This is a genomic window from Pseudomonas neustonica, assembly GCF_003797945.1.
Lineage (GTDB): Bacteria > Pseudomonadota > Gammaproteobacteria > Pseudomonadales > Pseudomonadaceae > Halopseudomonas > Halopseudomonas neustonica.
Genome location: NZ_RKKU01000013.1, coordinates 88,616 through 109,274 on the forward strand (window position 1 = coordinate 88,616; position 20,659 = coordinate 109,274).

The 20,659-nt window shown below is 55.0% G+C and carries 21 protein-coding genes and 1 tRNA gene; 13 read left to right on the top strand and 9 right to left on the bottom strand.

The features are described from left to right. Positions 1 to 16: 16 nt before the first annotated feature. Together EF096_RS11595 and EF096_RS11600 are read right to left on the bottom strand one after the other, a co-directional pair. Positions 17 to 1,825, bottom strand: a complete 1,809-nt coding sequence (locus EF096_RS11595) for an arylsulfatase (protein WP_123889798.1) — start codon at positions 1,823 to 1,825, stop codon at positions 17 to 19. Positions 1,826 to 1,977: 152 nt separating this feature from the next. After that, positions 1,978 to 2,772 carry an SDR family NAD(P)-dependent oxidoreductase gene (locus EF096_RS11600; protein ID WP_123889799.1) on the bottom strand — a complete coding sequence of 265 codons (795 nt, stop codon included), beginning with the start codon at positions 2,770 to 2,772 and terminating at the stop codon, positions 1,978 to 1,980. A 260-nt stretch (positions 2,773 to 3,032) separates the two neighbouring features. On the opposite strand from EF096_RS11600, the gene EF096_RS11605 reads away from it, so the two are divergent. From EF096_RS11605 to EF096_RS11655, 11 genes are all read left to right on the top strand, one after another. Further along, on the top strand, positions 3,033 to 3,734 hold the full coding sequence (locus EF096_RS11605; RefSeq protein ID WP_123889800.1) for a type 1 glutamine amidotransferase: 702 nt from the start codon (positions 3,033 to 3,035) through the stop codon (positions 3,732 to 3,734). Next, positions 3,731 to 4,285: a lipocalin family protein gene (locus EF096_RS11610; RefSeq protein WP_123889801.1), complete on the top strand. Its 555-nt coding sequence runs from the start codon at positions 3,731 to 3,733 to the stop codon at positions 4,283 to 4,285. The genes EF096_RS11605 and EF096_RS11610 overlap by 4 nt, the downstream gene beginning before the upstream one ends. Positions 4,286 to 4,387: 102 nt before the next feature. Beyond that, positions 4,388 to 5,566, top strand: a complete 1,179-nt coding sequence (locus EF096_RS11615) for a GGDEF domain-containing protein (protein ID WP_123889802.1) — start codon at positions 4,388 to 4,390, stop codon at positions 5,564 to 5,566. 75 nt (positions 5,567 to 5,641) lie between these two features. Further along, the gene (locus EF096_RS11620) at positions 5,642 to 6,313 is read left to right on the top strand and encodes a glutathione S-transferase (protein WP_123889803.1); all 672 of its coding nucleotides are present in this window, start codon (positions 5,642 to 5,644) and stop codon (positions 6,311 to 6,313) included. A gap of 249 nt (positions 6,314 to 6,562) precedes the next feature. Next, positions 6,563 to 7,111 (top strand): hypothetical protein, encoded by a 549-nt coding sequence (locus EF096_RS11625; protein ID WP_123889804.1) that lies wholly within the window; start codon positions 6,563 to 6,565, stop codon positions 7,109 to 7,111. Further along, complete coding sequence (locus EF096_RS11630) at positions 7,111 to 7,416, top strand: winged helix-turn-helix domain-containing protein (RefSeq protein ID WP_123889805.1); 306 nt, start codon at positions 7,111 to 7,113, stop codon at positions 7,414 to 7,416. Before EF096_RS11625 ends, EF096_RS11630 begins: the two co-directional genes overlap by 1 nt. A gap of 47 nt (positions 7,417 to 7,463) precedes the next feature. Then, a complete protein-coding gene (locus EF096_RS11635; RefSeq protein WP_123889806.1) occupies positions 7,464 to 8,360 on the top strand; it encodes a MotA/TolQ/ExbB proton channel family protein in 897 nt (298 codons plus the stop codon). A gap of 1 nt (position 8,361) precedes the next feature. Continuing rightward, positions 8,362 to 8,796: a TonB system transport protein ExbD gene (exbD, locus tag EF096_RS11640; protein ID WP_123889807.1), complete on the top strand. Its 435-nt coding sequence runs from the start codon at positions 8,362 to 8,364 to the stop codon at positions 8,794 to 8,796. After that, positions 8,796 to 9,503, top strand: coding sequence for a TonB C-terminal domain-containing protein (locus tag EF096_RS20390; RefSeq protein WP_123889808.1), 708 nt, complete (start codon positions 8,796 to 8,798; stop codon positions 9,501 to 9,503). The genes exbD and EF096_RS20390 overlap by 1 nt, the downstream gene beginning before the upstream one ends. A gap of 13 nt (positions 9,504 to 9,516) precedes the next feature. After that, the gene (locus tag EF096_RS11650; protein ID WP_123889809.1) at positions 9,517 to 12,126 is read left to right on the top strand and encodes an ankyrin repeat domain-containing protein; all 2,610 of its coding nucleotides are present in this window, start codon (positions 9,517 to 9,519) and stop codon (positions 12,124 to 12,126) included. 64 nt (positions 12,127 to 12,190) lie between these two features. Further along, entirely contained in the window at positions 12,191 to 13,714 is a 1,524-nt protein-coding gene (locus EF096_RS11655; protein WP_123889810.1) for a phospholipase D family protein, read from the top strand. 21 nt (positions 13,715 to 13,735) lie between these two features. On the opposite strand, the gene EF096_RS11660 is transcribed toward EF096_RS11655, so the two are convergent. Continuing rightward, complete coding sequence (locus EF096_RS11660; protein ID WP_123889811.1) at positions 13,736 to 14,107, bottom strand: DUF6746 family protein; 372 nt, start codon at positions 14,105 to 14,107, stop codon at positions 13,736 to 13,738. 127 nt (positions 14,108 to 14,234) lie between these two features. Further along, positions 14,235 to 15,677 (bottom strand): cardiolipin synthase, encoded by a 1,443-nt coding sequence (cls, locus tag EF096_RS11665; protein WP_123889812.1) that lies wholly within the window; start codon positions 15,675 to 15,677, stop codon positions 14,235 to 14,237. A gap of 101 nt (positions 15,678 to 15,778) precedes the next feature. Here cls and EF096_RS11670 point away from each other — a divergent pair, with 101 nt between their 5' ends. After that, on the top strand, positions 15,779 to 17,731 hold the full coding sequence (locus tag EF096_RS11670; protein WP_123889813.1) for a CASTOR/POLLUX-related putative ion channel: 1,953 nt from the start codon (positions 15,779 to 15,781) through the stop codon (positions 17,729 to 17,731). 22 nt (positions 17,732 to 17,753) lie between these two features. On the opposite strand, the gene EF096_RS11675 is transcribed toward EF096_RS11670, so the two are convergent. From EF096_RS11675 to EF096_RS11695, 5 genes are all read right to left on the bottom strand, one after another. Next, positions 17,754 to 18,083 carry a TusE/DsrC/DsvC family sulfur relay protein gene (locus EF096_RS11675; RefSeq protein WP_372237900.1) on the bottom strand — a complete coding sequence of 110 codons (330 nt, stop codon included), beginning with the start codon at positions 18,081 to 18,083 and terminating at the stop codon, positions 17,754 to 17,756. Positions 18,084 to 18,088: 5 nt separating this feature from the next. Then, on the bottom strand, positions 18,089 to 18,388 hold the full coding sequence (tusB, locus tag EF096_RS11680; RefSeq protein ID WP_235869725.1) for a sulfurtransferase complex subunit TusB: 300 nt from the start codon (positions 18,386 to 18,388) through the stop codon (positions 18,089 to 18,091). Between the two features lie 25 nt (positions 18,389 to 18,413). Next, a complete protein-coding gene (gene tusC / locus EF096_RS11685; protein ID WP_123889815.1) occupies positions 18,414 to 18,767 on the bottom strand; it encodes a sulfurtransferase complex subunit TusC in 354 nt (117 codons plus the stop codon). Between the two features lies 1 nt (position 18,768). Beyond that, the gene (gene tusD / locus EF096_RS11690; protein WP_123889816.1) at positions 18,769 to 19,158 is read right to left on the bottom strand and encodes a sulfurtransferase complex subunit TusD; all 390 of its coding nucleotides are present in this window, start codon (positions 19,156 to 19,158) and stop codon (positions 18,769 to 18,771) included. A 75-nt stretch (positions 19,159 to 19,233) separates the two neighbouring features. Next, positions 19,234 to 19,899 carry a Bax inhibitor-1/YccA family protein gene (locus EF096_RS11695; protein WP_123889821.1) on the bottom strand — a complete coding sequence of 222 codons (666 nt, stop codon included), beginning with the start codon at positions 19,897 to 19,899 and terminating at the stop codon, positions 19,234 to 19,236. Positions 19,900 to 20,126: 227 nt separating this feature from the next. Between EF096_RS11695 and EF096_RS11700 the strand changes: the two genes are divergently transcribed. Continuing rightward, a tRNA-Ser gene (locus tag EF096_RS11700) sits at positions 20,127 to 20,217 on the top strand. The last annotated feature ends 442 nt before the right edge of the window (positions 20,218 to 20,659 follow it).

Below are 20,659 nucleotides of genomic sequence, written 5' to 3' on the forward strand. Positions count from 1 at the left end.
GGGGTTACCAGAGTGTTCAGCTCTGGTAACGTCTTACCCATACTCGCACCAACAGACCTAAAATGACCAGAATGATCAGAGCGATGGCTAACATTGCACTGCGGTACTGGGCGATAAAGTTATACCGACCATTGGCCTTCAGCTGCTCCCACGCCTGGTAGTCATCGGGTACCTCAATCACGTTGTAGCGTGCGACGTAATCCTCATAGGCGGCATACAGCTGAGCTGTTTTCTCTGGCATCTGCGGCGCCAGATTATGACGTTCGAGCGGGTCGTTCAGAGTATTGAAAAGCTGCATGCCCTGGCGCGCCGGCACCGCCCCCGTTTTTGACGTGACCAGCTTGAAATCGCCCTGCCAGACGGCAATGCCGCCGGCCAGTTCGTACACGGTAGTGTGGTCCGGATCGTGAATCTGCTCACTCTCACCATGCAATAAAGGCAACATGCTGGTGCCCATAATCTCATACACCTTGCGGCCGCGATATTCGCCAGCAGGTGCTTCCACGCCGGCTGCATCGAGCAGAGTAGGGGTGATATCGGTCACGTAGCCAAAGCTATTGCTGCGCGAGCCCGGCTTGATGTGACCAGGCTGGCTGATGATGAAGGGGACACGCATACCGCCGCTGAAAGGCGAGCCCTTGTAGGAGTAGAAGGGCGTATTGGATGCGTAAGCCCAGCCTGGGCCGTATTCGCTAAAGCTGCCTTTTGCGCCGAGCACGTCTTGCTCGGTGTTGAAGTTCAGGCGATAGAATAGCGGTGCAACGTCACGGAGTACGGTGGACTCGCCGCCGTTATCACTCATGAAGACAATCAGCGTGTTGTCGTACTGACCGCTGTCCTTGAGATATTGAATGACCTTGCCGATGCTTTGATCCATGGCCTCGGCCATGCCAGCGAACACCGCCATCTGTCGCGAACGGTAGGCTTTCTCTTCAGCGCTAAGCGCATCCCAGTCGATATAGGCAGTAGTGTAAAAAGTGCCCCAGTCATCCGTTACCGCCTGTTCTGCGCTATCCGGCAGCAACCCTGTTTTTAGTTGTCGCGCATAGCGCTGCGCGCGGATCGCATCCCAGCCTGCATCATATTGGTCGTTATAGTGCGCTATGTACTCCTCGGGAACCTGATGTGGCGCATGCACTGCCTGGAAGGCGAGATAGCCAAAGAACGGCTTGCCCTCGCGCTGGCCCTGATCGATATAGCTAATGAGTTGGTCGGCGTAGGTAAACGACGAGTAGAAATCGTCGGGTAGCGATACCTGCTCGCCGTCTTCAATCCAGGTTGCGCTGCCGCCAGGCAGGTAGTGCTTCTCTTCCCAGTTGTCAGCACCGCTTTCCATCAGCGCAAAGGAATGCTTGAAACCACGTGCAATAGGTTGGCTTTCCGGGCGCATGCCAAGGTGCCATTTGCCCGCCATATAAGTGTTGTAGCCGGCGTCCTGCAGCAGCGTAGGAAGGGTGACGACGCTATCGTTCAGCCAGGTCTCATAGCCCGGTTGGCCTTTCTGATTGTCGGCCATTATTTCCTTCATGTTACCCATACCAACAAGGTGGTTGGTAACGCCCGTCATGAGCATTCCACGGGTAGGAGAGCAGGTGGCCGATACATGAAAGTTGGTAAACTGCATGCCGGCAGCGGCCAGGGTATCTATGTTGGGTGTACTTATCTCGCCACCGTAAGCGCCAGGATCACTAAACCCCATATCGTCGGCAACAATCAGCAGAATATTGGGTCGAGGCTCGGCAACAGCGGGCAAGGCCATAGCGGCCAAGGCTGAGATGATTAGTGTACGGCGGAGTCTGACGAGCAGACCCGAGCGAGAGCGCATGGGCAGTCCTTGCTTTTGTCGTCTGGGCTTTTTTTGTGCAAGGAGTATAGGGGGGCTGCTGCCGTTAGAGAGCGGCAAACCCCGCCATGCCTTTGTCTTTGTAGGCCAAAAGGCAAAAAATATGACGGGGTTTTGGCGTTACGCAGTGACCGTTAGCCAATGCTGTCGACTATTCCACCTTCTACACGCAGTGCTGCGCCGGTAGTCGCTGAAGCTTGATGGGAGCAGGTGTAGACCACCATATTGGCGACTTCTTCGCTGCTGGCAATGCGTTGGATGATGGACGAAGGGCGCTTGGCGCGCACAAATTCATCACCGGCTTGCTGCAGTGAGATATTCTTTTTGTCGGCGATTGGTTTGAGCATTTCGCCCACACCAGCAGACAATGTCGGCCCTGGCAATACCGCGTTGACGGTGACGCCGGTTCCAGCCAGACGCTTGGCCAGGCCTCGAGCGATCGACAGGTTGGCTGATTTGGTAAAGCCGTAGTGAATCATGTCAGCCGGGATATTCAGACCGGACTCGGACGAAATAAACACGACTCGCCCCCAGCCTTTTTCAACCATTGCCGGGGTATAGGCTCTGGCGACGCGCACGCCGGACAGGACGTTCACATCGAAGAACTGCTGCCATACCTCGTCTGAGGTCTCGAAGAAGTCTTGTTGACCGTAGATACCCAGATTATTAACCAGGATGTCAGCTTTTGGTTCCGCTGCCTGCAGTGTTGCCAGGCCCTCTGCTGTGCTCAGGTCAGCCGCAACGCCGCGTACGCTGGCCTCTGGTAGTGCGGTTTTGAGTTGCTTTAGCGCATTGTCGACACTGGTTTGCGTGCGGCCGTTGATGATGACGGTAGCACCGGACGCAGCCAGGCCCTGGGCGATGGCGAAGCCGATGCCGCCGGTTGAGCCTGTGACGATGGCGGTTTTGTCTGTCAGGTCTATTAGCATGACGTCTCCTCTGTAATCGATACTATGAATCGTTATTGTGGCACGCTGAGCTGTCATAAGCGCGAGCAGTCAGTATTGGTAATACATGGACCCGTGTCTTTGCATGGCGTTCACCTCGCTGTTCGTATGTCACTGCTTTAAAGTGCCGGCCTTGGATTGTCTGTTGCCTGGGAACCTTCAAGGGCAAAGTCAACTCACAGAATCAAGTTCAGCTGGCAAGCTGTCGCCGTTAACCAGTCATGATCAGGAACCAGCCGCACATGCGCGCTCATTATCTGCAACACGCGCCCTTTGAAGGGTTGGGTAAAATCGAGGATTGGCTAGAGTCGCACGACTACGTAGTTTCCTCGACGCACCTTTACCGTAATGAATCTCTGCCTGACCTGGCGGAGATCGACTTGTTGGTCGTCATGGGCGGGCCGATGAGCGTCAATGATGAAGAGCAGTTGCCCTGGTTGAGGGAGGAAAAGGCTTTTATTCGCGAGGCGTTGACCAGAGACAAGCAGATACTGGGTATCTGTCTTGGTGCTCAGCTTATTGCCAGTGCGTTGGGGCAGCGGGTATACGCGAATGCGCAGCAGGAAATAGGCTGGTTTCCGGTTCAGGGAAATACGCATTATAACGGAGCGGCATTTCATATTCCCGAGCACATCACCGTGTTGCATTGGCACGGGGAGACCTTTGACTTGCCCCATGGCGCTGTGCCGCTGGCGTCGAGTGTCGCCTGTCAGAACCAGGCATTTCAGCTGGGTCGTTCCGTAATAGGGCTGCAGTTCCACCTGGAGGCTACCCCCGCCTTGGTTGCCGGTTTTGTCGAAGCGGAAGGGCGAGCGCTGCCTGAGACAGAGTTCGTGCAGACGTCTACCGCGATTTTGAATATTGAAGATCAGGTATTGCAGGCCAGTAATAAACTGCTGACCTCGTTGCTCGAATACCTCACCAATACGGAGAAAAAGGTATGAATGTCTATCGTCAGGCTGGCCTTATATTTGGCGCAGTCACTCTGAGTGCATGCGTGCAGTTACCTGAGGGTGTAGAGCCTGTGCAGCCGTTTGAGGCTAAGCGCTATCTGGGTACATGGTACGAAGTTGCGCGCCTGGATCACTCCTTTGAGCGGGGCCTGACTGGCGTGACCGCCAACTACAGCCTGCGTGATGATGGCGGTATCAAGGTTGTAAACCGTGGTTGCGATGCGGAAAAAGGCGAGTGGTCTGAAGCTGAAGGCAAGGCCTATTTTGTGCGGGAAAAAGACGAGGGTTTCCTGAAAGTCTCTTTCTTTGGTCCTTTCTACGGCACTTACGCGGTCTTCGGTCTCGACAATGAGGATTACGAGTACTCCTTTGTAGCGGGTCCGGATACTGACTATTTGTGGCTCCTCTCGCGTGAGCCGGAGGTTGCTGACTCGGTTAAGAGCGACTTTTTGCAACAAGCCTCGGAGCTAGGTTTTGCGACTGACGATTTGATTTGGGTAGAGCACCCGGCGGACGGCTGTGACAACCCTGAGCAGAGTTGAAATTAAAGCAGAAAAAGGCGATTTGCCATTATATCGCGTGGTGTTTATCTAGGCTTGGGGCTAGTCTGTAAATCAAAATAGACGCCTGGTAACAGACTGCCCATGCTTGATATCACTACCTTGATGGTCGTTCTTGCGTTAACCACGATTACCTCTGCATTGGGGCTGCTGGTAGCCAGCTTTTTGAATCGTCAGGTTGTTGCCATTCGCTACTGGGCGCTGGGCATTGGCGTGATCATCGTCGGTGTGGTGTTGCAAAGCATGAGACATCAAGTGCCGCTATGGCTTAGCGCCGCTGTGATCACACAAGGTTACTTCGTGTGGCTGTGGGGGACGCGCTGCTACCGCCTCAACGGGCATATTAATGGCTTCTGGCTGACAATGTGCCTCACGCTGTTGGTGCAAGGTGGTTTGTTTTTTGTTTTGCGTGACTCATGGCGTTACAGCGTAGTGTTGTACAGTTTGATTGTGGTGCTGGTCAGCCTGCTCAATATCGTCGAACTGTGGCGCATGCGCATACCTCAACGCGCGCTGATTTGGGTATGGAGTAGTTTGTGGGGCGTTCACTCTGTGATCTATCTGCGCCGCTTTTTACTGTATCAATTTGATCCTGTTTATATGGCTGCAGACACCCTCGACGCCGCAGAATCAGTAGAGGCGCTCAACTACCTTGAAGGTATTGTATTTGTTTACTGCTTTTCGTTGCTCTGTGTCATTCTGGCTACCCGTAGCCTTCAGGATGAACTCAAGCTACAGGCAACCCGCGATCCACTCACCAATTTGCTCAATCGCCGTGCCTTTGAAGAGTCTGCCTTGCGTCAGCTTGCGATCAGCCAGCGTGAACGGGAGGAGGTGGCGCTTCTATTGATGGATCTCGATAAGTTTAAGTGTATCAACGATACGCATGGCCACGGCGCCGGAGACGAGGTGCTGAAGGCATTTGCCAGGCATTTGTCGCAACAAGTGCGGGCGCAGGATTTGCTGTGCCGCTTTGGTGGCGAGGAATTTGTTTTATTGATACCAGGGGGTAATAGTCAGAGTATCGATGCATTGGCTGAGCGTATACGCACACTATGGCAAACTCAGACGTTCACAGTTGCCCAAGGCGAGCTGAGCGCGACCGTTTCAATCGGCTATATTTCTAGCGCTGATGTCGAGAGGCAGGGCCTGTATAGTCTGATCGATCGGGCTGATAAGGCGCTTTATCGGGCGAAGCAGGACGGACGTAATTGTGTGAGATGCTGGCAGCCTGAGCCAATACTGACGCCAGTTCCTTCGTAAGGTCGGCATAGCGGCAAAGATCCTATCGCGATAGCACGTGCAACTAACTTCCAATACAGACAAGGTTGTATACCTATGATTGTTGTTCATCATCTGAATAATTCGCGCTCGCAACGCATCCTCTGGTTACTTGAGGAGTTGGGGTTGGAGTATGAAGTGAAGCGCTACGAGCGGGACCCTGAGACTATGCAGGCTCCGGCAGCGCTTAAGGCGATACATCCGTTGGGAAAATCGCCGGTGATCACTGATGGCGAATTGACCCTGGCAGAGTCTGGCGCGATCGTTGAATATCTGGTTGATACATACGGCCAAGGACGCCTGGCACCCGCTACTGGCACCGCTGAGCGACTACGTTTCAACTACTGGTTGCACTATGCCGAGGGATCGGCGATGACGCCACTGCTGCTCAAGCTGGTATTCAATCGGGTCGAGTCCGCGCCCATGCCCTTTTTTGCCAAACCTTTCGCCAAGGGCATTGCCGGCAAAGTAAAAGGTAACTTTATTGAGCCGCAAATTATCCAGCACTTGAACTACATGAATTCGGAGTTGGCTGCGACCGGGTGGTTTGTGGGAGATGACTTCAGTGCTGCAGATGTGCAGCTGAGCTTTCCATTAGAAGCGGCTGCCGCCCGCGGTGGGCTCGATCAGAAGTGGCCAAACCTTATCGAATTTTTGCAGCGTATTCACGCACGTCCTGCCTATAAAAAAGCGCTGGAGCGTGGCGGTGAGTACAACATCATTGGCTGAAATACAGGCTTTTATGATGCTGGATTAACTGGCAGGTGCAGAGCTCCCTGCGGAAACTACGCCTGCTTTGTTGCCCCCAACGCTTCTTTATTGAGTGCTGGCTTTTGGTATGTTCCGCCTGTTTTGCTTCAGCGCTAGCAAGGCCTCGCTAGCTATCACAATCAAAAAATAAAAATTTCAAGACACATCTTGTTTTTGTCTACTCTGTTCAATAGAGTACTTTGCATAAAACAAAAATAGAGATGAGCAATGTCTCCATCCCCCGAAGAAGCAGCGGCAGCCTTGCGCGCGATCAATAGCGTGCAGGCGCGCGCTGCCGGTTTCCAGGACTACCGCGCCGAGTCACGACAGTTAATGCTGTGGGGCGTAGTCAATCTGCTTGGCTGTATTTTTACCGCACTTTTCCCTTCGCTTTTGTTACTAATCTGGCTGGTAGTGGTGATCGTTGGTCTGTTGGCTGGCGTTCGCTTGGCGCGCGTTGCGCAGGAATCCATGCCCGGTATCGTTTGGCGCTACCTGGTGTTAGTGGGGTCCGTGCTGCTGTTCGCCGCATTGATACACGTTGTCATGTGGCCACTTACGCCGCAGCAGGGCAGCATGGTCGTGCCGCTATTTGTTGCCACGCTTTATGCCATTCGCGGTGCTCAGTCACGCCCGCGCTATCTGATTATTGGCACCTCTCTGGCCATCCTTTGTTTCTGCTGTTTCCTTTTTGCCACCGTGCACTATTGGTGGTGGCTGGCCCTCGCCTGGGGCGGCACCTTTATCGTGTCCAGTCTCTGGTTGAGGCGCACCTGATGGAGACACCAGACGACCTTATTCACCAGCCGGTTCGCCTGAAAATCATGGCCGCCCTGAATACGTTGGCGAGCAACCAATGGCTTGAGTTTGTTTCTTTGCGCGCCATTGTGGATACCACCGATGGCAACCTGGGTGCGCATTTGGGCACGCTGGAAGGTGCGGAATATGTGCGAATCAAAAAGGATTTCGTCGGCAAGAAGCCGCGTACACGGGTGAGCCTCAGTGCCAAGGGCAGAGAAGCATTTGCCCACTACGTGGCCAACCTTCACGCGATTCTCACGCCGCAGAATATTGATAGCTAAACAGCCTTACTCAATACCTCAACATAAAAATCACAATCGGGGGCAACATGCAGACTCATACCTTTACACTCTTCGCCAGTCGCTGGCACGGCCGCTTGCGGGCGATTTCATTATGCTTGCTGTTGGCGGCCGGCGGGTTATCAGCGTCCTGGGTATGGGCGCAAACAGAGGACAGCACGGCTCAACCACAAGCCGAGTTGGAAGTGCAGGGAACTCAGAGCGGGGTGCAGACCATAGCGCAAGAGATCGCCGTGCAACCGAGTGACGATGCGGTGTCCTTTGGTGTGCGCGATATGTTTGAGCAGGCTGATCCCTTGGTTAAGGCGGTCATGCTCCTGCTGGTCTTTTGCTCGCTGCTGACCTGGGCGGTGCTGTTTGAAAAGATCTTTGTATTCACTCGTGCGCGCCGCGGCAATCAACAGTTCCTCAAGGCGTTCCGCGCGGGACAGCTGGACGTGCTCGCTGATACTGCAGACAACAGCGCTATGGGCCGGATGTGGCAAGTGGGGCAGGCAGAACTGAAGCACTTCAAGAGCCTGCCGGCACAAACAACCGAAACCGACCGGGTTAACCGCTTACTGCAACGCATGGCGTTAACCGCCGGTATTGTGCAGGAGCGTGACTTGGCTCGTATGGGTAGCATGATGGGGGTGCTGGCAACCATAGGTGCTACCGCTCCCTTCATTGGCTTGTTCGGGACGGTATGGGGCATCCTCAATAGCTTTGCCAGCATTGCCACACTCAAATCGGCCAGCCTTGCTGTGGTGGCGCCGGGTATCGCGGAAGCGCTTTTGGCCACGGCTCTTGGCCTGTTTGCCGCTATTCCAGCGGTGATGATCTTCAATAAGTTCGCGCGTGATATCAACGGCTTCGTTGGTGCGCTGGATAATTTCTCTGCGGAGATGATTGCCAGTACATCGCGCCAGCTTGACGAAGGACGTTGATATGGGCATTCAACTTGGCTCCGGGCCGCTGGTAAAACGCCATAACTATCAACAAAACGCCGAGATGAATATCACGCCCTTTGTTGACGTGATGTTGGTGCTACTCATTATTTTCATGGTGGCTGCACCTTTGGCCACGGTGGATGTGCCGGTTGACCTGCCAAGTAATGCGGCCACACCGAGCCCGCCGCCAGACGAACCGATCTATGTAAGTGTGCAGGCCGACGGCAAGCTCTTTGTGCAGGAACAGCCCATCAGCCTGTCAGCATTGGCAACGCAGATCATCGCAGTAACCAAGGGCGACAAAGCTACGCGATTGTTTTTACGTGGTGATCAAGCCGTGGACTACGGCACCTTGATGCGCGTTATGAACACGCTGCAAAAGGCCGGTTATACCCGTATCAGCCTGGTCGCCTCGGAAGAGCTGGAGCCCTGATGAGCCGTATGACAGATAGCAGCCAGTGGGCGATGCGTCTGCTGGTGGTGCTGGTCTCGCTTGGCTTACATGCCGCTTTGCTGGTGTGGCTGTTTGGCAGCCAGTTTCGACACGCCGCGCCGCAGACGCCACAGGTGGTTGCGATTGAGTTGGTTGAGATTCCGCCGCCAGAGCCTGAACCAGAACCCGAGCCGGAACCGGAGCCCGAACCAGAGCCACAACCACAACCTGAGCCACCACCCAAGCCTCGAGTCGTTCAGCGCCCCACGCCAGCACCTGCGCCACCACCCAAGCCGAGTGGTCCGCCGGTACACAGTTTTGGTGCCAATCAGCAGTGGGCCGCGCCACCAGCGCCGCCAACTAGCGCGGCAACAAGCAGCCGTGGGCGTATGGCGCCATCGGGGTATGCACTCACGGTAAAGAATCGAGTCATTGCCAACCTGAAACGTCCGGAGGGCGCTCTATACGAGCCACCGCCGGGCTATAAGGGTGACCCAAACGACTTGAAGCGCAAGTGCTCTATACCCTACGAGATCACCGTCGATGGCAATGGCCGCATGCTGTCCTACGAGATTGATCGCTGTGTTGACGAGGTACTGAACCGGGCCGCCGAACAGGCTATTCGTAGCGCAGGACCTTTCCCGGCACCACCGGGTGATGGCTCTGGGCAATACATTATTTATGGCACCGCTATCTTTATAGATTAGTCAGGAGACAAGTATGTCGATCAATCAACGCCTGATGTTGGCTGCAACGCTGGCGGCACTGAGTGCTTGCGTCAGCGCGCCCCCACCGCCGCCAAAACCCGATCTCACACCTAAGCTGACGCCGCTGAACCCTGATACCAAGGCCAGTTTTGAGTGTGCAGGGGCGCTGCCAGATGTTCATCGCCAGATCTGCGCCAGTGATGCCTTGGCGCTGCAGGATAAAGACCTTGCTGTTTATTTGCACACGCTAACCGACCGGCTTGACCTGCCGGGTGCGCTGGTGCTGGAGGCAAATCAGCGTCAATGGCTGCTGAGTCGTGCCGCTCAGTGCGGTTTGGGTAATGCGACCCGTACCGATGTGAGCGCTGACAGCAATGCCATTGCGTGTCTGCAGGCGATGTACCGCCAGCGCGATGCCCAACTCAAGGCATGGCCGATACCGCAGCCTCAGCCGCAGCATGAACGTCATGCCTGGGCCAGCTACGCCGAGTTCAGGGTTGCTGAGGACCGTAGTAATGGTCTTTGCACAACAGTCGCAAATGCGTTGAACCAGTCGTTGGCGGCTGATGGCCGAATCGATCTTGCGGCCTTGCCGGGTGCCCAGCTCAGGGCCGGTAGTAGCGCAGCTGTGACGGCTGTCGACCTGAACGGGCAGCAGGTCAGTGTTGAATTGTATGATGCCGGTTTGTATGCCGGGTATCAGCAACGGGCGCGAGGCTTGCGTATTAATGGTCAGGTGGTGATGGATGATCGCTTGTTACCGCGCTGGGTCGCCCAACAACCCAATTATGGCGGGCGGGCCTATGCTTCCTCATCGCAAACGGGCGATTACGGCAGTATTGACGTATTCACTTACCAGGGTGAAAACTGGGCTCTGGTCAATGAAACCTGGGGCTTCTATTCGCCTGCGGCCCGAGGCGAGTCAGCCTATGCTGGTCTTTACGGCTTGCAGGGGACTGTCACCCCGCAGTGCCTGTTTCAAACCTACCTGACACCACCCAGGTCCAATACGCTGCGGGGCTTACCCAGCTACAGCGCGCTGGATGAGGCGCTGACCCTGCTCGCTGGCGATCCATTGCTCGGCTATTCGCAGCAAGAACGACGCGACCTCTCACAGCGTTGGAAAGAACGTCAATGGACACTGCTCAATCTGCCGTTACTGGGCGTTGACCAGCTTGAACGTAACGGTCGCGAGGCCGCCATTCGCGCCCGTCACGATATGGCAATGGATCAGTTCTTTGAGTGGTCAGAACGCAATGTAGCCACCAAGCGATTGTATCGCCGGGTTATGCCGATGCTACGGCCTGCGCATCAGGAGCTGGTATCCATATTTACCGACCAGGGCTTGAAATCACAGGAGGCAGTGACTGCCGCAGATTTGTTATTCCACGAAACTTTTGCCCGCGCTATGGAGAATCTCTACGCGCCGTCAGCGCCGCCGAGTGCGCCTGCTGCGCCCTTTGCCGAATACCGCCCGCGCTATGCGATAGCACCGGAGGCCGGAGCTCTGGAGCAGGGGCGTCAGTTTGCCACTTTGCATAGTGTGCTACTCAACGGCGCACCATTGCCAGTAGTCAGCGATTTTGTCGACTATGAAACCCGCGTGTTGGGCGCACAACGGGGTGTTGGCGCAGACGGTGATACCGCCTTGATGGCTGCTGTAGCAGATCCGCAAGCTGTGACATTGCTCTTGCAGCGAGGATTTGCTGTGAATGAGAGTAATGCCTGGGGCAAGACCGCATTGATGTCTGCAGCACAGGTTGATCAGCCCCAGAGTGCCCGATTGTTGCTGGACGCAGGTGCCAATATTCATGCGCAAACCCAGCGCAAGCCAGGCGTGGGCGTAGGTGGTCCTGATCGGCGCGCAGCTGAGTCGTCACCGCAGACCGCATTGCTGATTGCGGCTGGGGAGGCGGGCAGCGCAATGATCGATCTCCTGGTGGATGCTGGCGCAGCGCGCCAGGCCTGGAGCGGCTACGACAAGCAGGTTTGTGAGCAGTTGGAAAAGAACGCGCTGCTGACGCGAAGTGACCAGGAGCGCTATCGCGCCTCTGATCTGTGTAAGGCAACTTATGCGCCGTTGCCTGCGGGGTCGCAGAGTGTAGTGGATATTCGCGGTGGCGATGAACTTACCATCCGCGATGATGGTACCGAGTATGCAATACGCTTGTTGACTCGGGCACCCATGACCTTGTTTGGACGGCCAGCGGAGATAGCGCCGGAAGATATGAAGGATGAAGTGGGCCCACTGGCTATCAGTGTCGCCATGGCGGCGCAGCGCAAAGCTGGCGGGAGAATAACAGGACCTCTGAACCTGGTATTCGATAATCTCGCCGACAATACGCCCGAGTTGCTCAAGCCTCAGATTAGCTTTCCTGTTGAAGGTGCGCTCGCCAATATCGCTGGTTATCGTATCAACCAGAAGCCGGAACAATTAGTGCTCAGCCTGCATTATCAGCCGCAGTCCCAGACAGCCGAGGGGGCTTGGCGCGCACTTTACAGTGCAGCCTATACTCAGGGCTTGAAGCCGACCGGAGCCGGTTATGTCATCATCGATAATAGAGGCGGGCGCCGCTTTGACTATCAATTGGTGGTAACCGATACCTACGAGGAGCCTAGATAGCCATTGGAACCAATATTGCCCGATCGCAGTCAGTAAGATCGGGCAAACGACAAAGGATGCTGATATGCGCGTACTGGGGTTGATGGCACTTTCCAGTGTTCTGCTGGGCTGCGCTACACAGGGCGTCAGCCACACCGAATTGCCCTCGTATTACATGGCAGCCGACCCCCAAACGCGCCTCAGCCAGTATGTCGCCAAAGAGCAGCCAGCAGATGAATCGCTGTCGGGATTTACCTTGTTGTATAAGGGTAATGATGCGCTGGCTGCGCGGCTCAAATTGATCGACATGGCCGATCAAAGTCTGGATATCCAGTATTACATTTTTAACACGGATATTACCGGCGGGTTGATAGCCGAACACCTGCTTAAAGCTGCCGATCGTGGCGTTAGAGTGCGGATATTGTTGGATGATATCGGCAGTAGCCTGGAAGATATGAAGGTGGCGGTGGTTGACCAGCATCCGAACGTTGAAGTGCGTTTGTATAATCCGCTGAGCCTGCGTAATGAATGGCTCAAGTCGTTAAGCACGCTGGGCGAATTTGGTCGTATCAACTATCGCATGCATAACAAACTGATGGTCGCGGATAATCGTGCGCTGATTACCGGCGGCCGCAATATCGGTGATGAGTACTTTACCCTCAGCGATGTTGATTTTCAGGATGTAGATGTTTTGGGCATCGGTTCGATAGCTGACGCCGCCTCTGACAGCTTCGATAACTTCTGGAATAGCGGTATTGCTATCCCGATCGCCACCCTGGCCAAGCAGTCAGACGCCGAGGCGCTGGCATCGATGCGTGCCACATTAGGGTCGCGTAACCTTCAGCTTCAGCATGATCCCTATCTCAAGGCCGCTGCCCGATCACCCTTCATAACCGATATGAGCAACGGCACTCTGAACTGGCGCTGGGGGCATGCCGAATGGTTTTACGACGACCCATCCAAATCCGATCCGCATGGCGACGGCAACGAAACGGCCTTTCTCGGGCGCAGGTTGCTGGAAAAGTTACGGGCATCGCGCAGCGAGCTACTGCTCACATCGGCTTATTTTGTTCCACTTGAGACGGGCGAAGACATGCTGCTGGATATTCATTCGCAGGGAGTGAGTATCTCGGTGTTGACCAACTCGTTGGCCACTACTGACGTCTTGGCTGTACATAGCGGCTACGCTAAGTCCCGCGTTTCATTACTCAAAGGCGGGTTGAATATATGGGAGTTGCGGCCGATCGCAGGCCAGCAGGAGCGTGCCAGTCCGTTTCTTGGTGAGTCCTTGGCCAGCTTGCACGCGAAGACCTTTGTCTTTGACCGCAAAGCCGTTTTTATTGGCTCGGTTAATCTGGACGCGCGTTCAGTAAAGCTCAATACCGAGGCGGGTGTTTATATTGAGCAGCAGGCTATTGCCGAGGAAATGGTTGATCTGTTTAACCGCTGGACGTCCGATGACTTCGCGTATCAAGTCTCCTTGAATGAAAACCATGATCTTCAGTGGCAGGCGGACGGTAAGACATGGAGCAAGGAGCCTGAGGCAGGTGCCTTCAGGCGTTTTATGAGCTGGACGCTGGGGTGGCTGCCGATAGAAGGTCAGCTCTAAAACCTGGACCGCCGGATTCGCTTACGCGGTGGAGTGTCCCAGCCAATGCTGTGCTGCGCTTAAATAGGCAGCAGCGTGCACAAGCACGGCGTTACTGTCCTGGTGTTCTACCGCCTGGTGCAGCTGTTCCAGGGGTGCTGCGATGGGCGCAGAAGGGGTGCCCAATAGCAGCAAATCACTTTCCAGTTGGTAACTCAACTCGTCAATCAAGCCTAAGGCCGCAACGTCCAGCGGTGCGCTTACCAGCTGCTGCAGCGATTGGTTATGGGCGCTAAGCTGGCTTACGGCGGCGTGACGAGAACTGGCTGATGTACTGTTGGCTGGGCTTGCAGTGGCCATGATTGGGCTCATCATGGCAACAGTGAAGCTAACGGGCAGCAGGTATACTTTCATGGGCTTATCCATAATGATAATCAAACTCATTAAGAATTGTAATCTTCCCCGCCCGGAAAGCAACCTGATTTTCAGGTTTTATTTCAGGCTGCGTGCTAATGCGCTTTATGATTTTTCTGCGGGTTTTCTACAGCAGCGGGCTAAGGAAGAATACGCCTCGCTCAACCACGCGCGAGGCGCGAGAGCGCTGCTGCCAGTCTGCCAGCAGCAGCCGCTCACTGGCCGCTTCGTATCCATCGAGTAGTGTTCGAATACTGGCACAGCCTTCTGGCGAGAAGAGGGCGACGGTTAGCTCGAAGTTCAGCTGCAAGCTTCGGATATCCAGATTAACACTGCCAACAAGCGCCAGCTGATCATCCATCAGCATCGCCTTGGTATGCAGCAGCCCGCCGGCGAATCGATAGATTTCGCCGCCCGCTTCCAGAAAACGCTGGTAAAACGCGCGGCTGGCCCAACCCACCAGTTTTGAATCATTGCGCGCCGGCAGCAATACTTTTACCCGAACGCCGCGTTCTGCCGCTTGGCACAGAGCGTTGAATATCGCTTCAGATGGAACAAAGTAGGGTGTGCTGATGGTAATACTGTCATTGGCGCGATAGATGCTCGATAGCACCGCTTGGCCGATCAGATCGTCACCCACGCCCGGTCCGGATGGCAATATGGACAGCCACTTGTAGCAAGCAGGCGCGCTAGGCGGGGCGGGTTCGAGGCGGCGAAGTCCTGTTTCCACCTCCCAGTCCCAGGCAAAAACCTTATCCAGCCCGCGAGCAGCCGGTCCATCCAGGCGCAACATGATATCCACCCAGGCGCCGACCTTGGCTTCCTTCTTGAAATATAACGGGTCGGCAATATTCATTGAGCCGCTGTAGGCAATCTCGCCGTCGATGACGATCAACTTGCGGTGCAGCCTTAGGTCGATTCGCTGGACCAGTGCGCGCAAGAGACGAACGGGCAGGGCGGGTACCACTTCAATGCCCGCATCAATCAGCCGCTTGCGCCAACTGGAGCGAAAGAACGGACGGCTGCCGGCGTGGTCTATCAATAGCGACACTTTAACGCCACGCACGCTGGCGCTGATCAGCTCCTCGGCGAGCTCGTCAACACGACCACCAGGGAACCAGATGTAGGTCTCGATATGAATTCGGTTACGCGCAGCGCGAATGTCGGCACAGAGTTGCGAGAAAATCAGCTCGGGGGTATCCAGTAACTGCATCTGCCGATACCCGAGTGCGCCTATGCCCATGCGGGTTGATAGCAATTGATAAATGCCCTGGGTTAGCGAGCCACCACTGATAGGCGCTTTGGTGGCAGAGAAATCAGTAGCGATGCTCTGTAAAAAAGGCTCAACCATCGACTCGGCCCGCTGCGCTCGCTGCTTACCCAGATTTAGCTCGCCAAGCATCAAATAGAGTGCCGCGCCGAAAATCGGCAGTATATAAATCACCAATAGCCAGGAAAGCGTAACGCTGACAGGGTTACGCTTGGCTACGACGCGCAGCGTGACGGCCGCAGTAAAAAGCCAGTAGAGTACGACCAGCGCCAAGCCGATAATGTGTTCAACGTTTGCCATAGTATTTGCTGGATGAGTACTCGGTTGATGTGCGATCAATCTAGCAGGATTTACCTGCTCCGTTAAGAATCAGACACCCCCAGAGCAAAGAGGCTCCCTGAATGCTGCCATTTTCCTTCGTTGATCGTTTGCGTTACCTGGTGGAACGGCAGTTCATCAAGGGAGCGCATTATCAACTGTTGGTCGTTGCTGCTTTTATCGCTCTGATTTCATTGATCGGGGGCTGGCTGGCCTGGCCCTCTGCGCCTGAGGGTAGCAACTTGGCAGACTCTGTCTGGTGGGCGTTTTTGCGCCTGACAGACCCCGGATATCTGGGCGATGATGAGGGCACCTGGCGGCGTATTGTCTCTACCGCGCTGACGGTCAGTGGCTATGTGGTGTTTCTCGGCGCTCTGGTTGCGATCATGACCCGCTGGTTGATTGATATCATGGTCAAGCTGGAGCAGGGGCTGACACCGGTCACGGTAACTGATCACATTGTGATTCTGGGCTGGACTAACCGTACTATACCTTTGGTGCAGGAAATTCTGGACGTAAGTGGTGGTATTCAACGCCTCCTGCGTGCACGCGATACCAAGCGCCTGCGGCTGGTGATTCTGGCTGATGAGATCAATGCTGATCGCGTGCAGGAGCTGAGAGAAATCCCTCTTATTCGGCGCTCCATGAGTAACATTATTTTGCGCTCGGGCACGTCACTGCAACCTGAAGACCTGGATCGCGTCGCCTGCCTGCAGGCCGCCGTGGTGCTGATACCGGGGCGTAACCAGAGTGCCAATGAGCTGCTGACCGGTGATGTGGAAACCATCAAGGCCTTGCTGACGTTACAGGCGCAGGCGCATCTGCGGGGCACCGCGCCGCCCTATGTGGTGGCCGAGATCGACGATATGCGCAAACTGAATGTATTGCGCAGAGCTTATTCAGGTCCGCTTGAAGTGGTTGCCAGTGACGCCATGGTTAGCCGGCTATTCGCCCAATCTCTGGTTCATCCCGGTATGTCAGAGTTATTCGGCGAGGTGATGACCGTCCACGAGGGTAATGAATTCTATATTCGCTCCACTGACAACTGCGTGGGCCAGTCTCTTGGCGAGATCGGCAGACATGCCCCGCAGGCTATTCTGTGTGGTTTGATGCGACCGCACGGCGACAGCTGGCGGACCTGGCTGAACGCACCGAGTGATGAGGTCATACGTCAGGGTGACAAGATAGTCATGTTGGCGCGTGATTACACCCACGCCGAACCACAGAACAACACGGAACAGCCGCTGCGTGCGTTGCAGCGACCGCAGCGCCAGCCGAAAGCCGAGTCGGGCGGTTTGCGACGTATGCTGATATTGGGCTGGAACCGACGGGTACCCGCGCTTATTCACGAGTTAGCCGGTTATACCGGGTATCATTTTGAAGTGCATGTGGTTGCGGTGATCGATCCGCTCGAGCGAACCAAAGAGATAAGCGCCTATAGCGAACTCACCGCGGGCGTTAGCTGCCAACATACTCAAGCCGACTACATGGTAGAGGGCGCGCTGCGGGGCCTCTTGCAGCAGCGCTTTGACAGCGTCTTGCTGCTCTCGTCTGATCGCATGGACTCGGGTGAAGAGGCGGATGCGCGGGCCATGGTGGGTTACTTGGTGGTCGACGAGCTGTTGCTCGAGAGCAGCCACAAGCCGCAGATACTACTTGAACTCAGTGACCCGGCTAACGATGCATTAGTCGTGCGTAAGCGCGGAGAAAGTATTGTAAGTCCTATGATCCTCAGCCATTTAATGGCGCAGATAGCCCAGCGGCGAGAGCTGGGGCTGATGCTGGAAGAACTCTTTACCACGGGTGGCGCGCAGATTGTCTTTTGTAAAAGCAGCGACTACTCAATGCAAAGTGTTACTACCTTTGCTGACCTGGAAGCCGTGATCGCGTTGCAGGGCGAAACCGCCCTGGGGATTTATCGCAATAAACCGGACGAGCAGGGCCGCAGGCTGCAGTTGAATCCGCCACGTGATCAACCCTTGAGGTTGCAGCAAGGCGATCAGCTAGTGGTGCTGACGACCCTGCCTGAAGGCTGAGTGTCTGGTTGTTGACGACCGGCTAGAGGCAATTGTCAGGCTTGGGCAGCCCTGCTACTTTGGCCGCAAACTTGGCCGGGCTACCCGGAAACAGGCCTAGTAAGTAAAGGCTGTTGCCTTTGTCCTTACCTAGTTGCTGGCCAACATACTTGACCAATGGGCGCATGGCGGGCGACAGCTGATAGGTGTGATAGAAATCACGCAGCACTTGAATAATCTCAAGATGAGCTGGTGTCAGGATGATCCCTTCCTGTTCAGCCAATGCGGCAGCAACCGGCTCAGACCAATCCTGCAAATCCAGCAAAAAGCCTTCCTTGTCGACTTTTATGGCCTCGCCATCAACCAGCAGTATATGGCTCACCAGCTGAGCACCTTGTCGTACTGGGTACACAGTTGAACAAAGGTCGGATAATCAATCAATTTGACTCGCTTGGGCAGATCATCAATTGCCAGGCCACGTGCGCTAACGTCGGCTTCCATGACATATAGACGCACGCTGGCGGGCAGTAGTTGCAGTGCGCTATTTGAACTGGTGTCTGGCAGTAGGCTATAAACGCCATCCTCAATCATTAGTAACCCCTGTTCAGGTCCCATTGATCGCAAGGTGCTAGCGAAACGACTGCTATCCTGGGGCGCATGGCGTAGAACATGCAACATGCTCAAACTCCCTCAAACCGGACATTCATAGCGTGACCACCTGATCGTATTGTTCAAGCAGTGCGGCAATTTCAGCCCCCTCAACCGGTTTTGCCGGGAGAAGCAGTTGATTGGACTGCAAGCCACGTTCGCTAAGTGAATGCTGGCAAACGAAAAGATCTTCAACCCCAAAGATAGGCAGCGCTTTGAGGTTGGCAGTCAGTGATTTTTGTTTGATCAGGGCAGATTCCTGGCCTTTAAGCAGTTGCATTACACCGCTATCAAGGAACAGCAGACTGACCGGCACACCAAAAGCGGCCGCGGCGAGAGCAAGGTCCAATGCCTCACGTGCTGCTTGTGCTGCTGGCGGATGTCGACTTATCACCAGTAGGCTTTTCAAATCAGCTGCCAAAAGTCACCGCCCGATCAGCCGATTGCATGGCGTCTACCCACTGGCCCAGTCCCGATAGCACCCACGGCTGACCACTGTTGGCCACGGGGCGCTCCCAGCGAGAGGCCTCTGCCTCGTTAAGCACACCGCGACGCAGCGCTGCGGCAATACAGACTACGGCGTCCAGCTCGTTGCTACTGATGAACTCACGCCACTCGCGGGCAATATCTGATTCGTCCTGCGGTTGCACTGCCAAGTCTGATGCAAGGTGCACTGCATCGCGATAGAAAAACAATCGACTTATCTGGTGACCGCCATCAAGCGCCGCCTGGGCAAAGCTCAGGGCGCTGCGGGCAGCTGGGTCCTGTGGCCCGGCAAGCAGGGCAATAGCAAATTTCATGACGTTTAAGCGACTCTCAAACAAAAATGGCTCGCCAATTCTGGCGAGCCATTGATTATATCCTACTCGCTGATATCAGTCGTCGTTGAAGGCGCCAATCAGGCTCAGCAGGCTGAGGAACAGGTTGTAGATCGAGACGAACAACGTAATGGTCGCCATGATGTAGTTGTCTTCACCACCGTGAATGATCGAGCTGGTCTGATAGAGAATGACGGCAGAAGAAAACAGCACGAAGCCGGCAGAAATGGCCAACTGAAGACCGCTGATCTGCACGAAGAAACTGGCAACAACGGCTACCAGCAGTACGACAAATCCCGCCATGATGAAGCCGGACAGGAAACTGAAGTCCTTGCGCGAGATGATGGCGTAGGCTGAAAGACTGAAAAAGACCAGAGCCGTCATGCCCAGAGCCAGCGTGACTACCGAGCCGCCGTTAGGCATGTTGAGGTAGGCATTGAGGATAGGGCCAAGGGTGTAGCCAAGGAAGCCGGTGAAAGCAAAGGTGCTGACCAGACCCCAGCCAGAGTTACGCAGCTTGGTGGTCAAAAACAGCAGGCCGTAAAAACCTACCAGCGTCACAATGATGCCGGGATAGGGAAGGTTGAGGCTCATGGAAACGAAAGCGACCAGGGCCGAGAAAGCCAAGGTCATGGCCAGCAATGTGTACGTATTACGGAAGAGTTTGCTGACTTCCGCTTCGTTCACACCGCTGTGTTGCATCGTCGTATGGCGTTCTTGCATGTTCATGCACAGCTCCTGTGAAGGTAAATCAAGTGATCCATTAGTTACTTCCAGATAATACGGGTAATCGATGTCAAATCAAGGTAAGGCTGATATCGAACTATTTCTATTCATGTGCAAAGCCTGCCGGGACCAACTAAATGGACAGCAAAAGATGCAATAAGTTGGTCTCTTTTATGCTGTACCCCATTGACTCATCAGCATTTTCCGGTAGTATTGCCGGCCGTGGAGGGATGGCAGAGCGGTTGAATGCACCGGTCTTGAAAACCGGCGTAGGTTAATAGCCTACCCAGGGTTCGAATCCCTGTCCCTCCGCCACTATCTGTACTCAAAGCCCCGTAAATCGGGGCTTTGTTGTTTCTACTCCCTGCTGTTCTCCGCTTGATTTCCGACAAGGTTTTGTTTTTTGAGTAAATCGCCATTGATGGGCGAGCGACATGCTTTGACGGTGGGATAGCGCCAGGCGTCAAAGGTAGGTTTCCCCCCCACATTTAACCGCTGATTGCATGGGTCCCCCTGTCGTTCGGGTTGCGTGTGCGCTGAAGTTTGTACCTACCGCTTCCCTAAACGCAGATCAAGCGGGGCATCTCTATTCTGTCGAATGAGGCTGGGCCTTAAGTTGAGGCAAAAGGATCGGGTTCTACCCCGTTACTGCGGACACTCTTGAAAAGAGGCACAATGTGCCAAAGGAGTGTTCATGTCCAAACGCAGAAAATACAGCCCTGAATTCAAGCGCGAAGCCATCGCGCTATCTCGCCAG

Coding starts and splice junctions, on each gene's coding strand:
- EF096_RS11595 (WP_123889798.1), bottom strand. CDS start 1,825: ATGCGCTCTCGCTCGGGTCTGCTCGTCAGACTCCGCCGTACACTAATC.
- EF096_RS11600 (WP_123889799.1), bottom strand. CDS start 2,772: ATGCTAATAGACCTGACAGACAAAACCGCCATCGTCACAGGCTCAACC.
- EF096_RS11605 (WP_123889800.1), top strand. CDS start 3,033: ATGCGCGCTCATTATCTGCAACACGCGCCCTTTGAAGGGTTGGGTAAA.
- EF096_RS11610 (WP_123889801.1), top strand. CDS start 3,731: ATGAATGTCTATCGTCAGGCTGGCCTTATATTTGGCGCAGTCACTCTG.
- EF096_RS11615 (WP_123889802.1), top strand. CDS start 4,388: ATGCTTGATATCACTACCTTGATGGTCGTTCTTGCGTTAACCACGATT.
- EF096_RS11620 (WP_123889803.1), top strand. CDS start 5,642: ATGATTGTTGTTCATCATCTGAATAATTCGCGCTCGCAACGCATCCTC.
- EF096_RS11625 (WP_123889804.1), top strand. CDS start 6,563: ATGTCTCCATCCCCCGAAGAAGCAGCGGCAGCCTTGCGCGCGATCAAT.
- EF096_RS11630 (WP_123889805.1), top strand. CDS start 7,111: ATGGAGACACCAGACGACCTTATTCACCAGCCGGTTCGCCTGAAAATC.
- EF096_RS11635 (WP_123889806.1), top strand. CDS start 7,464: ATGCAGACTCATACCTTTACACTCTTCGCCAGTCGCTGGCACGGCCGC.
- exbD (WP_123889807.1), top strand. CDS start 8,362: ATGGGCATTCAACTTGGCTCCGGGCCGCTGGTAAAACGCCATAACTAT.
- EF096_RS20390 (WP_123889808.1), top strand. CDS start 8,796: ATGAGCCGTATGACAGATAGCAGCCAGTGGGCGATGCGTCTGCTGGTG.
- EF096_RS11650 (WP_123889809.1), top strand. CDS start 9,517: ATGTCGATCAATCAACGCCTGATGTTGGCTGCAACGCTGGCGGCACTG.
- EF096_RS11655 (WP_123889810.1), top strand. CDS start 12,191: ATGCGCGTACTGGGGTTGATGGCACTTTCCAGTGTTCTGCTGGGCTGC.
- EF096_RS11660 (WP_123889811.1), bottom strand. CDS start 14,107: ATGAAAGTATACCTGCTGCCCGTTAGCTTCACTGTTGCCATGATGAGC.
- cls (WP_123889812.1), bottom strand. CDS start 15,677: ATGGCAAACGTTGAACACATTATCGGCTTGGCGCTGGTCGTACTCTAC.
- EF096_RS11670 (WP_123889813.1), top strand. CDS start 15,779: ATGCTGCCATTTTCCTTCGTTGATCGTTTGCGTTACCTGGTGGAACGG.
- tusB (WP_235869725.1), bottom strand. CDS start 18,388: ATGTTGCATGTTCTACGCCATGCGCCCCAGGATAGCAGTCGTTTCGCT.
- tusD (WP_123889816.1), bottom strand. CDS start 19,158: ATGAAATTTGCTATTGCCCTGCTTGCCGGGCCACAGGACCCAGCTGCC.
- EF096_RS11695 (WP_123889821.1), bottom strand. CDS start 19,899: ATGCAAGAACGCCATACGACGATGCAACACAGCGGTGTGAACGAAGCG.